Consider the following 12,654-nt stretch of genomic DNA (forward strand, 5'->3'; position numbering starts at 1 on the left):
GACGAGGGTATCCCTATTCGTGACCAGGACTTGAGTAGCCGTACTCAAGACATGGGGACCGCTCCGGCGCATATTTCCGGTATGACTTCCAAGAGCAGTTCCTCGGCGAACAACACGCAGGCCTTCTTCGCGCAGGCCGCGATCTCCTTCGGCATCGCGCTCGTCGCGGTCGCGGTCGGCATCGCCTACCTGCCCGTCGACGGCTGGATCCGCGGCTTCCTCGCGCTCGGCCTGCTCTACACGGTGACCTCGGCGTTCACCCTGGCCAAGTGCATCCGCGACCGCCAAGAGGACTCCTACATCGTCAGCCGGGTCGACCAGGCGCGACTGGACAAGCTGCTCGCCGAGCACGACCCGTTCCGTGTCGAGGCCGCCTGACCTATCCCTCGGGCAGCTTCGACGCCACGCGGTACAGCTTTCCCTTGCCCTGCACCAGAACGACACCGTCCGTCGTGCCCGGTGCCGCCACCGCGGCCCAGCCGGAACGGCCGGTGCCGTTGACCACCAGCGTCACGTCCAGCCGGGGCAGGCCGACCGCACCCCCGCCGACCACGGTGCCCGCCTGGTCGGTGATCAGGACGCAGTCGGCCTGCGCCCCCTCGATCAGCGCCCAGCCGCGAATCTCCGTGTCGCCGACGACGGGTGACTTCTCCACCACGCCCGCGGTCTGCCGGTTCGGTGCGGGCGCGGGCAGTTCCTCCGTCGCCGCCAGGTCGACGCGGCCGCCCAGCTCCGGTCCGCCGTCGCAGCCGAGGGTGAAGTCGTCGGTGAAGGGGTAGACGCCGAGGGTCCGGTAGCGCTCCAGGAACTCCGGATAGCCGAACTCCTTCGACACCACCGAGTTCGCGCCCACCTGCATGGCGACCCCCAGCACCGGCTGCACCGGATACTTCTCGCGCGTGGCGGTGGCCGAGGTGGAGCCGATCGCGTACGTCGCGAGCGCCACGACGAGCGCGAACGCGATCGCCTTCTCGAACAGCACCCTCGGCCCGCGGTTGATCAGCAGCACCGTCAGCGCGGCGACACCGAGCAGCGCGACGGCGCAGTACCGGGGGGCAAGGCCCTCGGTGTTGGCGACGCCGCCCCGGCTGGCGCCGATCATCGCGGCCATGAACAGCACCTGCGTGACGACACCGAACCAGCCCGCGTCCTCGGCGCGGAGCTGAGCCGCGGGGCCGTCGGCCGGGGCGAGGCGCTGCCGGACCGCGCCGACGGCCAGCATGGCCAGCACCCCGACGGTCACCGCGCCGGCGAACAGCGCGAGGTCCACCGAGGAGAACGACCAGACCTGGCCCAGCGTGGTGAACATGGCGCCGACGTGCGTGTCCAGTCCGACGATGCCGGACTTGGGGTAGCTCTCCGGCCACGGTGCGAGCTGCCAGACGACGAACACGCACACGCCCAGCGCGAGCGGCAGGAGTACCCGCCAGCGCTGGTCCCGGCGGAGCCAGGCGACGACGGGGAGCGCGATCCACACCGGGAACGCGGCGCCGTGGCCGAGGCTGCCCAGTACGGCGAACAGGATGGCGGGCACGGTGCGGCCGCGGTGCGCGAACGCGATCGCCACCACCGCGGGCGCGACGCCCAGCAGCCACTGCACGCCCATCATGCCGAGGCCGAAGTATTCGGTGGCGGCGGAGGAGAAGACGATGCCGGACAGCGCCGCGATCACCGCGAGACGTTTCGTGCCGCGCAGCCGTGGGGACAGCATCGAGGCCAGCGAGGCGAGAATGCCGCCCGCCAGCACCACGCTCATGATCCCGAGCGGGTAGTTGGCCCCGTCGAACAGGTTCGCGTCCAGCCAGAACACGATGCCGACCACCAGGATCGGGTGTTCGTGGTAAAGCGAGAACAGTTCGGTCCAGTTCAGCGAGCCGTCGGCGTTGGTGGTGTTGCCGAGGACGAGCCAGTAGTCGACGAAGTTGAGCCGGGGGGAGCGGATCGCCTCGGCGAGGCCGAGCAGCACCGGTACCGCGATGAGCGCCCACAGCGGTGCCCTGCGCAGCAGGGTCGCCCGGGTCCCGGAAGTGCCTGTCGAGGCGTTTCCCGGCGCCGGGGCCACATCCCGCTCGGCCTCCGTCGTCTCCGTCATCCGTGCGGACCCCCCGTTTGAACGGCGTCGCCCCTGTTCGGCGCCCTGTCTGGCGGCCCTGACCGTTCGCAGGACGCGCCGGGCAAACGTAACGGACGCCGTTTCCACGGGACGTTCTCGGGGCGGCCGGCACCGGCCCGGCCGGTGCCGGTGCGTTCCCGGCCGCCGGTGTTCCGGAACGAGGCAGGAACGTTCCGGGCGATGCCGGGGGTGGGCCTGCGATCCGTTCTCCCCGGCCCTTTCCGCAGAGGTGGGCCCGGAGCCTGGAAACGGTTCGCGCGGGCGTGGTTCCCGCTGCGGCGGGCGGCGATCTTCGGCATGCGGGAAATCGGCCGGAATCGCGACGCTCCGAAATTGCCCGCCGTCGTGGGGGAACGTGCCGGCGAGGGACGGCCGGACCATTCGCTTCCGGCCCTCGCCCGGCGTCCAGCCTGGTCAGGGCGAGACCGCGGACGGGCGCGTAACGGCAGGGAAGCTGGCTGCGGGCAAAGAAAAACGCCCGCCTGGCTCGGCGGGCGTTTCCGTTGTTCTTGTGGAGCGGATGACGAGACTCGAACTCGCGACCCTCACCTTGGCAAGGTGATGCGCTACCAACTGCGCTACATCCGCACACTCCGGCTGACCGGTGCGTGGCTCAGCATATACCTTCCGGAATGGGGCCGTGCAGCCCACCCGTCCGGGTTACGCGAATAGACCTCACGTACCACTTGGGGTGACGAGACGCGGGTCGCTCCGTATGGTGTCCAAATCAACCCGAACGACTTACAGCGTCCGGAGGAGGTGCCTGGCTGGATGACCGAGCAGGTGATAGCGACCAGTCAGACGGTCTCGGTATCCGAGGAGCAGGCACTGCTGCGCAGGCTGCGCGAGGGCGAGGACGCCGCGTTCGGGGATTTGTTCGAGCAGCACGCGGCGGCCGTCCGGCGGCTTGCCCGTGGCATCGCCTCGGACAGCTCCGAGGCCGAGGACATCACGGCCGAGACTTTCTTCCGCGTATTGCAGGCGCTCCGCCGCGGCGCGGGCCCCCGCGACCACGTCCGGGCCTACCTGCTGACCGTCGCCCGCCGCGTCTGCTGGGAATGGCACGGCGCTCGCCGCGACGTCCCGGTGACCGACGACGAGCTGACCTTCCGCGCCGGTGCTGGTGCCGACTCCAGCGCCCGCACCCCCGAGCACACCCTGATCACGAGCGCGTTCACCAGCCTGCCCGAGCGCTGGCGCACCGTGCTCTGGCAGACCGAGGTCGAGGGTGAACAGCCCGCCGTGGTCGCTCCGCACTTCGGCCTCAGCCCGAACGCCACCGCCGCGCTCGCCCGCCGTGCGCGCCTCGGTCTGCGCGCCGCGTACCTCCAGGCGCACCTGAAGGTCAGTCGCAGTTCCGTCGCCTGCCGCGGCGTGGTGGAGAAAATGGGCGGCTACACCGCGGGCAGTGTCACCGGCGCCGAGGCCCGGCGGATCCAGTCGCACCTGGTCGGCTGTCAGTCCTGCCGCTCGACCCACGACGAACTCCGCGACGTCTGCTCCTCGCTGCGCGCGCACGCCGGGGCAATCGTCTTCCTCGTCCCCGCCGCGGGACTCTCCTTCGGTGGAATGACCGGCATCGGCACGGCCTCGTCGACCTCCGCGGCCGTCACCGCCGTGTCGGAGGGCGGCGCGGTGGCGGCGAGTGGCGCGGCCGCGGGCACCTCCGGTGGCGGAGTCGCCGCCGCCGCGAAGGGTCTCTTCCTCGGCGCGAAGATGAAGGTCGGCCTCGCGGTCGCCTCCACGGCCGCCGTCGGCGCCCTCGGCATCAGCGTCGTACCGGTGATGGTCGACGACGTGCAGACCCAGCCGATGGGCCTGCACGGCCAGGGCGCACCGGAACTGCACGTCGCCGAGGTGCCCGCCCCGGCAGCCGGCCCGCCCGCCGTGATCGGCACCGAGCACACCGTCGGCGGGGCGGTCGCCCCGGTGACCGGCGGCGAGGGCCACGAACCGGCGGGCGACGTGCCGCAGGCACCGGCCGGGCTTGAGGACGTCGAGCACGACGAGGCAGACACCACCTCGGGCCAGGACCGCGTCGAGCAGGGAACGCCCGAGGCGGGCGACCCGGCCGGTGACGGCGAGGACGCCGGAGAGGACTCCGGCGGGGCCAGGGACGACATCGTCCCGACCCCGACAGGGGAGCCCATCCCGACGCCGGACATCGCGCCGCCGTCGGACACCCACGTCCCGGGCCCCGACCCGGACATGGCAGGCAACTACCCGGCGCCGGACACCTCGGGCCGCAACGACATCCCCGCACCGGAGCCCACCGAGGAACCGCTGCCGGACGAGACCACTCCGGTCCCGTCCGACAATGAGCCCAGTCTCGGTCCGTCCTCGCGCAACGACACCCCGGAGCCCTCCGAGACGTCCGCGGAGGAGTCGGCCTCCGGTTACTCGCAGTCCTCGTACTCGGAGAGCCGGTCCTACGGCGGGACGTATTACTACTACTACGAAGAGACCACCACGTACGCCGACTCGGGCCGGACGGAGACCTACACCGAGTCCAGCAGCGGCGAGTCCACCTACACCGCGACCGGCGACGGCGAGGCGACGCACACCGAGACCTCCCGGTAGTCCGTCCCCGGCCGGGGCGTGAATTCCCCGAATCGCGCATACCGCCCTCCGGGAGGATCACGGTACGGTTGAGCACGTTCGCTCGACGGCGTACCAGGAGGACTAGATGACCCGGGTGGTTCAGGGCTCTGACGGCCGGGACTGGGTGGTCCGCGGCCAGATGGAGTGGCGCCGCCCCGCCATCGGCGACGACTTCGACCACGACGTCGCGGGCAGTTACACGCCCGGCATCGTGATGATGGGCGTGTGCATCCTGCTGGGGATCGTGCTGGTGATCTGGCGCCCTGCCGATGTCGTGGTCCCCACCTGGATTCCGCTCGCGCTGCTGCTGCTGGCGCTGTTCTTCCCGCTGCGCTGGATCCTGCGCCGCCCGTGGACGGTCGTCGCCGAGACCGACGGTGACCAGAACGGGGAGAAGCCGAGCGAACGGTGGGTCGGCACCATCCGCGGCTTCTTCACCGTGCGCGGCGAGATGGCGAAGGTCGCGAAGTCGATCAAGAAGTACGCGCTGCCGGACTTCGACGGCCCGTTACGTCCAGTGGAGTAGCCATGCCCGAGTTGCCCGAGGTCGAAGCGCTCGCACATCACCTTCGTGAGCACGCCGTCGGGCGCACGGTCACCCGCGTCGACGTCGCCTCGCTCTCGGTACTCAAGACGTTCAGTCCACAGTGGACTGAATTGCACGGGCTGGAGGTGACTGCGGCCGGAAGGCACGGCAAGCACCTGGATCTCAGCGTGGGCAACGACTTCCACTTGATCGTCCACCTCGCCCGGGCCGGCTGGCTGCGCTGGTCGGACGCCCTCGCGCCCGCCCCGCCCAAGCCCGGCAAGGGGCCGATCGCCTTCCGCCTACACCTCGGCGGCCCCGGGTTCGACCTCACCGAGGCGGGTACCAAGAAGGGGCTCGCCGTGTGGATCGTCCGCGAGCCGGCCGAGGTGGCGAGCATCGCCCGGCTCGGCCAGGACGCGCTCTCGCTGGACGCCGCCGGACTCGGCGAGCTGTTCAAGGGCCGCACCTCCCGGCTCAAGACCACGCTCACCGACCAGTCGGTGATGGCAGGCGTCGGCAACGCCTACTCCGACGAGATCATGCACATGGCGAAACTTTCCCCCTATGCCACGGCGGGCAAGCTGGACGAGGGCGCGCTGGAACGTCTCGCGGAGGCCTTGCAGCACATCCTCACCGACGCCGTCTCCCGCTCCGTCGGCCAGGCCGCGGCGCGGCTCAAGGGGGAGAAGCGTTCCGGCCTGCGCGTGCACGCGCGGACGGGACTGCCCTGCCCGGTCTGCGGCGACACCGTCCGGGAGATCTCCTTCGCGGACAAGGCGTTCCAGTACTGCGCGACCTGCCAGACGGGCGGCAAACCCCTCGCCGACCGCCGGATGTCCCGCCTGCTCAAGTAACCCCCGCACCATCACTCACATGGAGCACCCAAACCGCAATACGTCGACATATTGCGGTCCGCGCCCCCGCAATATGTCGACGTATTGCGATTTGCGCCCCGTCCGGGTGAGGGGGTGCGGGGTAACCGGGCGGAAGTGGGGCTACCCGCGAGGCGGTCCCGTATCGGCCGTGGTGGCGGTATGTTGTGGCCCTGCACGCCGAGAGGCCCGTCCGGATGGGCCTCGCACGAAAGGGAGTAACGACAGCCGTGGTGTCACCGCGTCGAACACCTCTGGCGCAGAGCATTGACGTCGTGTCCGGCCTGCCGATCGCGGCCGTGCTGCCCTGGGGCGTCGCCGTGCTCTGCGTGGTGGTGCTGGTCGCCGTGCTGTTCCGGGCCCGCCGCCCCGGCAAGGACGTCGACGACGCGGTACTCGAAGCCGTGCACCGGATGTCCAAGGCGACCTCCGACCTGCGCGAAGGGCTGGACCAGAACTCCGCCGACCGGATCACCACGCAGTTGCTGGAAATGCTCAAGTGCGTCGCCGTGGGGATCACCGACGGCCGGGGCCACCTGTTGTCCTGGGACGGCGAGGCGAACGAGCACTACGCGGACCTGGAGGACGGGGTCGCCGCCGCGCGGAGCCAGCACCGCCGTGAGGTCGTCGCGCACGAGAAGTTGCCCTGCAATCACCGCGGCACCTGCCGGATGCGCACCGCCGTGCTCGTCCCGCTGATCGTGGAGAGCAAGACGCAGGCGGTGCTGATCGTCGTCGGCCGGACCAGGGGCAAGCGCCTGGTGCAGATGGCGGACGCGGTCGCGCAGTTCGTCTGCACGCAGTTCGAGCTGTCCCGGCTGGAGGACTCCAAACACCAGTTGCAGCAGGCGGAGATCAAGGCGCTGCGGGCGCAGATCTCCCCGCACTTCGTGTACAACGCGCTGAACACCATTTCCTCGCTGATCCGGACCGATCCAGAGGAAGCCCGCGAACTGCTGCAGGAGTTCGCCGACTTCACCCGCTACTGCTTCCGGGCCGACGGGTTGTTCACCACTCTCTCGGAGGAACTGCGCAATATCGATCGGTACCTGACGATCGAGAGCGCCCGCTTCGGCGGCAGGCTCCAGGTGCGGCTGAAGATCGCCCCCGAGGTGCTGTCCGTGGTGGTTCCGTTCCTGCTGATCCAGCCGCTGGTGGAGAACGCCGTCAAGCACGGGCTGGCGGGAAAGCCCGGCGGCGGGACGATCACCGTCACCGCGCAGGACTACGGCACCGAGGCGCTGATCAGCATCGAGGACGACGGCGTCGGCATGGACCCGGGTTTGCTGGACGGGATGAAGGACTCCAGCAGCAGCGAGCACATCGGCCTGACCGGCATCAACCGGCGGATGGGCCAGGTGTTCGGGACCGACCACACGCTCGTCGTGGAGACCGCGCCCGGAGCGGGCATGAAGGTGACCATGCGGGTGCCGAAGTTCGTCCGCGGGATGCGCCCGGACCTGCCCGACTACGACGTCCCGGAACAGTCCGCCGCCGACGAGCAGTCGCCGGCTCGTCCGCCCGCGCCACGCGGCCCCGTCGCGGGGCCTGCGCCGGGTGGCATGCCCGCGTACCGCGGGCCGTCCCGGCACGCGGCGTCCCGGTCCGCGCACGGCCGCACCTCGCAGGCCGGCTGAGGCCCGGCAGGCGCCCGGCGACCTCGGCGAGGTGACCCGCCGGGCACGTAGGGTGGCTGGCATGAGCGTGACGAACAAGCTGACCTCCCGGATCCCGAAGCTGGGCGAAGCGCGCGACCGCGGCGACGTGGTCGCCGTCGTCAAGCTGCACGGGGTGATCACTCCGCAGGGGTCGCCGCTGGCCAGGGGCACCATCAGCGCGGCGAACGTCGAATCGGCGCTGCGCAGGGCGTTCGACCACGACCGGCTCAAGGCCGTCGCGCTCCAGGTCAACTCGCCGGGCGGCGCGCCGACCCAGTCCGGCCTGATCGCGGAGCGGATTCGCCAGCTCGCCGACGAGAAGAAGGTCCCGGTGCTCGCCTTCACCGAGGACATCGCCGCCTCCGGCGGGTACTGGATCGCCTGCGCCGCCGACGAGATCTACGCGCACCGCACGTCCATGGTGGGTTCGATCGGCGTGGTCACCGGCGGTTTCGGCTTCCCCGGCCTGCTGGAGCGCTTCGGGGTGGAACGCAGGCTCTACCATGCCGGCGAGAACAAGACGCGGCTCGATCCGTTCAGCCCGGAGCGCCCCGAGGACGTCGAGTGGCTGAAAAAGCTGCACACGCAACTCCACGACCTGTTCGTCGACTGGGTGACGCAGCGACGCGGCGGCAAGCTGAGCAAGGAGGAGAACCTGTTCAGCGGGGACGTCTGGCTCGGCGCCCGCGCGGCGGAGCTGGGGCTGGTGGACGGCGTCGGCAACCTGCGCGAGGTCATCGGCGAACGCTTCCCCGATGCCGAGATCACCGTGACCGAGTCCCGCAAGCCGCTGCTCGCCCGTCTCGGCGTCGGCGCCCCCGGGGTGGCGAGCGCGCTGCTGGACGTCGCCGAACGGCGCGCGACCTGGTCCCGTTTCGGACTGTGACCCCTCCGCGCACGAATATCCAAGTGTGGGCGGTTCTCGTTGCGGGGTAACGGAAATCCGTCCATGGCAACGGAATCGCCGAATCGATTACCGCATTCGGTCTAGACACGGGCGCGGGCAGTCGGCAGTATGCGTATCACTGTGAGTGCACACGACGACACCCGAAGGCTGGTCGTTCTCGCCGTCGACGACGAGCTGCCCGGCCTGGATCAGCTGACCCACTGCCTGCGGTCGAACCCCCACGTAGGGCGGGTTTTCCAAGCCCTCGACGCGTCCGAGGCGCTGCGCCTGCTCGGGTCCGACGATCAGGAGCTGGCCGAGCGCAAGGCGCGCGGCCTGCCCCCGGTCGACGCCGTGTTCGCCGACCTCGACATGCCCGGCCTGTCCGGCATGGAGATGTCGCGCGTCTTCGCGGCGCTGAGCCCCGCGCCCGAGCTGGTGTTCGTCACCGGTCACGCGGAGGAGGCGGTCAACGCCTTCGACCTCGGCGCCGTCGACTACGTGCTCAAGCCCGCGCGGCAGGACCGGCTCGACCGGGCCATCTCCCGCGTGCTCGACAAGCTGAACAGCGCGCCGCCGCCGGAGGCTCCCGGCAGCGGTGCCGACCCGGTGCGGCCGGACGAGGAGGTCATCCCCGTCGAGCTCGCCGGCACCACGAAACTGATCCCGCGGTCCAGCGTCCGCTGGGTCGAGGCGCAGGGCGACTACGCGCGGTTGTTCACCACCGAGGGCAGCCACCTCGTCCGCATCCCGCTGGCTCAGCTCGAGGAACGCTGGGAGAAGGCCGGTTTCGTGCGTATCCACCGTTCCTTCCTGGTCGCGCTCGGGCTGATCACCGAGCTGCGCATGGGCCAGGGCGGCTACCAGGTCGTCATCGGCGACGAGGAGAAGGTGCTCCCGGTGAGCAGGCGGCACACCCGGGAACTCAAGGACCGGCTGGTCGGCTCATCGAGGAACGGATAGCCCACGGTGGGCGCCGACGAGTTCCACCGCAAGGCCGACGGCACTCGCGAACCCGACCCGACGCTGGGCAAGAACGTCGTGTGGCGACGGGACCCGGCGACCGTGGAACCCGTGCCCAGGGACCCGTTCGAACAGTTGCGGGACGAACTGGACTCCAGCCTCCGCGAACCCGAGCAGCACCTCAAGCCACGCAGGCAGCGCGTCGTGCTCGCCGACCCCAAACAGGCGGTCACCACACTGCGGGCGCGCGTCGAACTGGAGGAACAGACCACCTGGGGTGAGGTGTTGATCCAGGACCTCGCCCGCAGGCAGTTGCGCACCGGCGTCACGGTGGCCGCGGTGGTGCTGCTGGTGCTCGGCGCGCTGCCGGTCGCGTTCTTCCTCTCGCCGACGTTCGCCATGACCTCCGTGGTCGGTGTCCCGCTCGCGTGGCTGCTGCTCGGCGTGCTGCCCTTTCCGCTGCTGTTCGTCGCCGGGCTGCTGTACAACCGCCGTGCCGAACGCAACGAACGCGACTTCGTCGACATGATCGAGAGCTGAGGCGTGCCACCTCGTCACCGCTACCGCGCGCACCCCCGATACTGAGGGTGCGAGGATCGGCGACGTGCAGTTCAATCCGTGGGCGCTGGCCGCCGTCGTGCTTGTCGCGGCGGTCACCTTCTCGCTGGGCTACCGCTCCTCGCGGTTCGCGACCAGTACCCACGACTTCCTCGTCGCCCGCCGCACGGTGCGTTCCCGCCGCAATGCCGCGGCCATCTCCGGCGAGTACCTCTCCGCGGCCTCCTTCCTCGGAATCGCCGGCATCGTGCTGTCCGAGGGCGCGGACGCGCTCTGGTACCCGATCGGCTTCACCGCGGGCTACCTGGCGTTGATGCTGTTCGTCGCGGCGCCGCTGCGGCGCTCCGGCGCGTACACGCTGCCGGACTTCGTCGAGGCGCGACTGGGATCGGTGCCGCTGCGCCGGTTCGCGACGGCGTTCGTCGTGTTCATCGGCATGATCTATCTGGTACCGCAGCTCCAGGGCGCCGGCCTCGCCCTGTCCATGATCACCAAAACACCGGTGTGGGTGGGCGCCGTGCTGGTGATGGTCGTGGTGACGATCAACGTCATCCTCGGTGGCATGCGGGCGATCACCGTCCTCCAGGCGTTCCAGTACTGGCTCAAGCTGTTCACCATCGCCGCGCCCGCGTTCGTGCTGTGCGCGGTGTTCCTCACCTCCGGCTCCGGCGGGGGCGCGCTCGGCTCGCCCGCGCCGCCGCAGTTCGACGAGCGCACCACTGTCTCGGTGCGGACCGGCGTCGCCTTACAGGTGGAGTCGCCCACCCTGGTCGAGGTGCGCGACAAGGCCGGAGCGAGCGAGACCGAGGTCTGGGGCCCGGAGACCGAGCACCGGGCCGCGGAGGGCAGCACGCTCACCTTCGAGGCGGGTTCCCGGGTGCCGGTGGTGACCGGTGGCGCGACGGACAACGAGAGCTGGGTGCGTCCCGGCTCCAGCGGCCTCGAGGGCCTGCTGAAGACGTACTCGCTGATCTTCGCGACCTTCCTCGGCACGATGGGCCTGCCGCACGTGCTGGTCCGCTTTTACACCAACCCGGACGGCAAGGCGGCCCGCCGCACGACCGTGCACGTCCTGCTGCTGCTCGGCCTGTTCTACCTGTTCCCGGTGATTCTCGGGGCCCTGTCCCGGATCTTCGTGCCGCAGTTGCTGGTGACCGGTGAGACGGATGCCGCGGTGCTGTTGCTGCCGATGGCGATGGTGCCCGGCGTCTGGGGGCAGATCCTCGGTGCCGTCATCGCGGCCGGTGCGTTCGCGGCGTTCCTCTCCACGTCCTCGGGCCTGCTGGTGAGTGTCGCCGGGGTGTTGTCGACGGACGTGCTTCCCGGCCGGGTGCGGGATTTCCGGCTCGCCGCGGTGATCGTCGCGATCGTGCCGATGGTGCTCGCGGTGACGGTGAAGTCGGGCGGCCTCTCGCTGAGCGTCGGCATGTCGTTCGCGCTCGCCGCGTCCACGTTCTCCCCGTTGCTGGTGCTCGGCATCTGGTGGCGCAAGCTCACCTGGGCGGGGGCGATGGCCGGCATGAGCGTCGGCGGTGGCCTGGTGCTCATCGCGCTCGTCTTCAACGTCACGGTCGCGGCCGGTGGTGGCATCGCGCCCTGGTGGACGCTGCAGCCCGCACTGTTCACGGTGACCGCCGCGTTCGCCACCACGGTCCTGGTCAGCCTGGCGACCCGGCATCGCATTCCCGACGATGTGAACCGGGTGATGCTGCGGCTGCACGCCCCGGACCGTCTCGGGTTCATGCGGGACCGGGCGGTGGCGCGATTCGGCCAGGCCGAGGAGCGGGTCCGGATGGCACGAGGCCGCCACCGGAAGTGATCGACGTTACATGCGGGTGGGCGGCGGGCACGGCCGGATGGGCGACCCGATCGAGCGCCCCCAGCTTCCCGGCCGGTGTCTGAATTTTCCACCGTTCGGTCGGCGACCTCTGGGAATACCGGCACCTTGCGTTAAACGCATCACTCAGTTGGGTGCTCTCGGAGCCGGGGTGCTGAGGAGCATGATCAGCCGTGATGTCGGATCGAACAGACAAGGACGCGACTAGTCAACAGTAAGTCACCCAGGGGACTGGAAGGTTTCCCTGATCGGGGGCTTACGTGGCAGTAGAGGAACTCCTACGGTGCGTGACCTGCCCGTACGCAAAGTACGGATCCGTGTCGTGCCGGTGACCGGCCGACCCTCGAGCAGGAAGTACCTGAGGAGCGAAGGCAAGTGGGCACGACGGCACCTACATCGCGCTGGCATGTGCGGGGAGGTCTACAAATGAGCAGCACCGAGGACCGGGGCGCTTCCGAACCGGAGAGCTGGAACGAGTGGGAGCGGGTGCAGAGCGAACCCGATTTCACCGAGTTGAAGCGGCGCCTGCGGGTGTTCGTGTTCCCGATGACGGGTTTGTTTTTGGTTTGGTATTTGTTGTATGTGTTGTTGGCGGATTATGCGCATGGGTTTATGTCGACGAAGGTTGTGGGGAATA

11 protein-coding genes and 1 tRNA gene are annotated in these 12,654 nt (G+C 69.8%); 10 read left to right on the forward strand and 2 right to left on the reverse strand.

The window, feature by feature from the left end:
* The first annotated feature begins 81 nt into the window (after positions 1-81).
* Positions 82-378, forward strand: a complete 297-nt coding sequence (locus tag CFN78_RS27395) for a YiaA/YiaB family inner membrane protein (RefSeq protein ID WP_094866084.1) — start codon at positions 82-84, stop codon at positions 376-378.
* A gap of 1 nt (position 379) precedes the next feature.
* Here CFN78_RS27395 and CFN78_RS27400 read toward each other — a convergent pair whose 3' ends face one another.
* The gene (locus CFN78_RS27400) at positions 380-2,092 is read right to left on the reverse strand and encodes a hypothetical protein (RefSeq protein ID WP_094866086.1); all 1,713 of its coding nucleotides are present in this window, start codon (positions 2,090-2,092) and stop codon (positions 380-382) included.
* 533 nt (positions 2,093-2,625) lie between these two features.
* A tRNA-Gly gene (locus CFN78_RS27405) sits at positions 2,626-2,701 on the reverse strand.
* A 183-nt stretch (positions 2,702-2,884) separates the two neighbouring features.
* Here CFN78_RS27405 and CFN78_RS27410 point away from each other — a divergent pair.
* The 9 genes from CFN78_RS27410 to CFN78_RS27450 form a co-directional block, all read left to right on the forward strand.
* Positions 2,885-4,693, forward strand: a complete 1,809-nt coding sequence (locus CFN78_RS27410; RefSeq protein ID WP_094866089.1) for a sigma factor — start codon at positions 2,885-2,887, stop codon at positions 4,691-4,693.
* Between the two features lie 106 nt (positions 4,694-4,799).
* Positions 4,800-5,240, forward strand: a complete 441-nt coding sequence (locus tag CFN78_RS27415) for a DUF983 domain-containing protein (RefSeq protein WP_094866092.1) — start codon at positions 4,800-4,802, stop codon at positions 5,238-5,240.
* 2 nt (positions 5,241-5,242) lie between these two features.
* On the forward strand, positions 5,243-6,097 hold the full coding sequence (locus tag CFN78_RS27420) for an Fpg/Nei family DNA glycosylase (protein ID WP_094866094.1): 855 nt from the start codon (positions 5,243-5,245) through the stop codon (positions 6,095-6,097).
* 284 nt (positions 6,098-6,381) lie between these two features.
* Positions 6,382-7,752 carry a sensor histidine kinase gene (locus tag CFN78_RS27425; protein WP_094866115.1) on the forward strand — a complete coding sequence of 457 codons (1,371 nt, stop codon included), beginning with the start codon at positions 6,382-6,384 and terminating at the stop codon, positions 7,750-7,752.
* A 61-nt stretch (positions 7,753-7,813) separates the two neighbouring features.
* Positions 7,814-8,659: a S49 family peptidase gene (locus tag CFN78_RS27430; RefSeq protein ID WP_094866096.1), complete on the forward strand. Its 846-nt coding sequence runs from the start codon at positions 7,814-7,816 to the stop codon at positions 8,657-8,659.
* A 129-nt stretch (positions 8,660-8,788) separates the two neighbouring features.
* A complete protein-coding gene (locus CFN78_RS27435) occupies positions 8,789-9,622 on the forward strand; it encodes a LytR/AlgR family response regulator transcription factor (RefSeq protein WP_094866098.1) in 834 nt (277 codons plus the stop codon).
* Between the two features lie 6 nt (positions 9,623-9,628).
* On the forward strand, positions 9,629-10,162 hold the full coding sequence (locus CFN78_RS27440) for a hypothetical protein (protein ID WP_094866101.1): 534 nt from the start codon (positions 9,629-9,631) through the stop codon (positions 10,160-10,162).
* A 64-nt stretch (positions 10,163-10,226) separates the two neighbouring features.
* Positions 10,227-11,999, forward strand: a complete 1,773-nt coding sequence (locus tag CFN78_RS27445) for a sodium/solute symporter (protein WP_094866103.1) — start codon at positions 10,227-10,229, stop codon at positions 11,997-11,999.
* A gap of 444 nt (positions 12,000-12,443) precedes the next feature.
* The coding region (locus CFN78_RS27450; RefSeq protein ID WP_133116498.1) for a DUF485 domain-containing protein at positions 12,444-12,654 on the forward strand (211 nt) is incomplete at its 3' end.

Origin of the sequence: Amycolatopsis antarctica, from assembly GCF_002262875.1 — a bacterium.
Classification (GTDB): domain Bacteria; phylum Actinomycetota; class Actinomycetes; order Mycobacteriales; family Pseudonocardiaceae; genus Amycolatopsis; species Amycolatopsis antarctica.

Excerpts from the sequence above, each read along its gene's own strand:
- CFN78_RS27420 (WP_094866094.1), top strand. The coding sequence starts at position 5,243 with ATGCCCGAGTTGCCCGAGGTCGAAGCGCTCGCACATCACCTTCGTGAG.
- CFN78_RS27435 (WP_094866098.1), top strand. The coding sequence starts at position 8,789 with ATGCGTATCACTGTGAGTGCACACGACGACACCCGAAGGCTGGTCGTT.
- CFN78_RS27430 (WP_094866096.1), top strand. The coding sequence starts at position 7,814 with ATGAGCGTGACGAACAAGCTGACCTCCCGGATCCCGAAGCTGGGCGAA.
- CFN78_RS27400 (WP_094866086.1), bottom strand. The coding sequence starts at position 2,092 with ATGACGGAGACGACGGAGGCCGAGCGGGATGTGGCCCCGGCGCCGGGA.
- CFN78_RS27395 (WP_094866084.1), top strand. The coding sequence starts at position 82 with ATGACTTCCAAGAGCAGTTCCTCGGCGAACAACACGCAGGCCTTCTTC.
- CFN78_RS27410 (WP_094866089.1), top strand. The coding sequence starts at position 2,885 with ATGACCGAGCAGGTGATAGCGACCAGTCAGACGGTCTCGGTATCCGAG.
- CFN78_RS27415 (WP_094866092.1), top strand. The coding sequence starts at position 4,800 with ATGACCCGGGTGGTTCAGGGCTCTGACGGCCGGGACTGGGTGGTCCGC.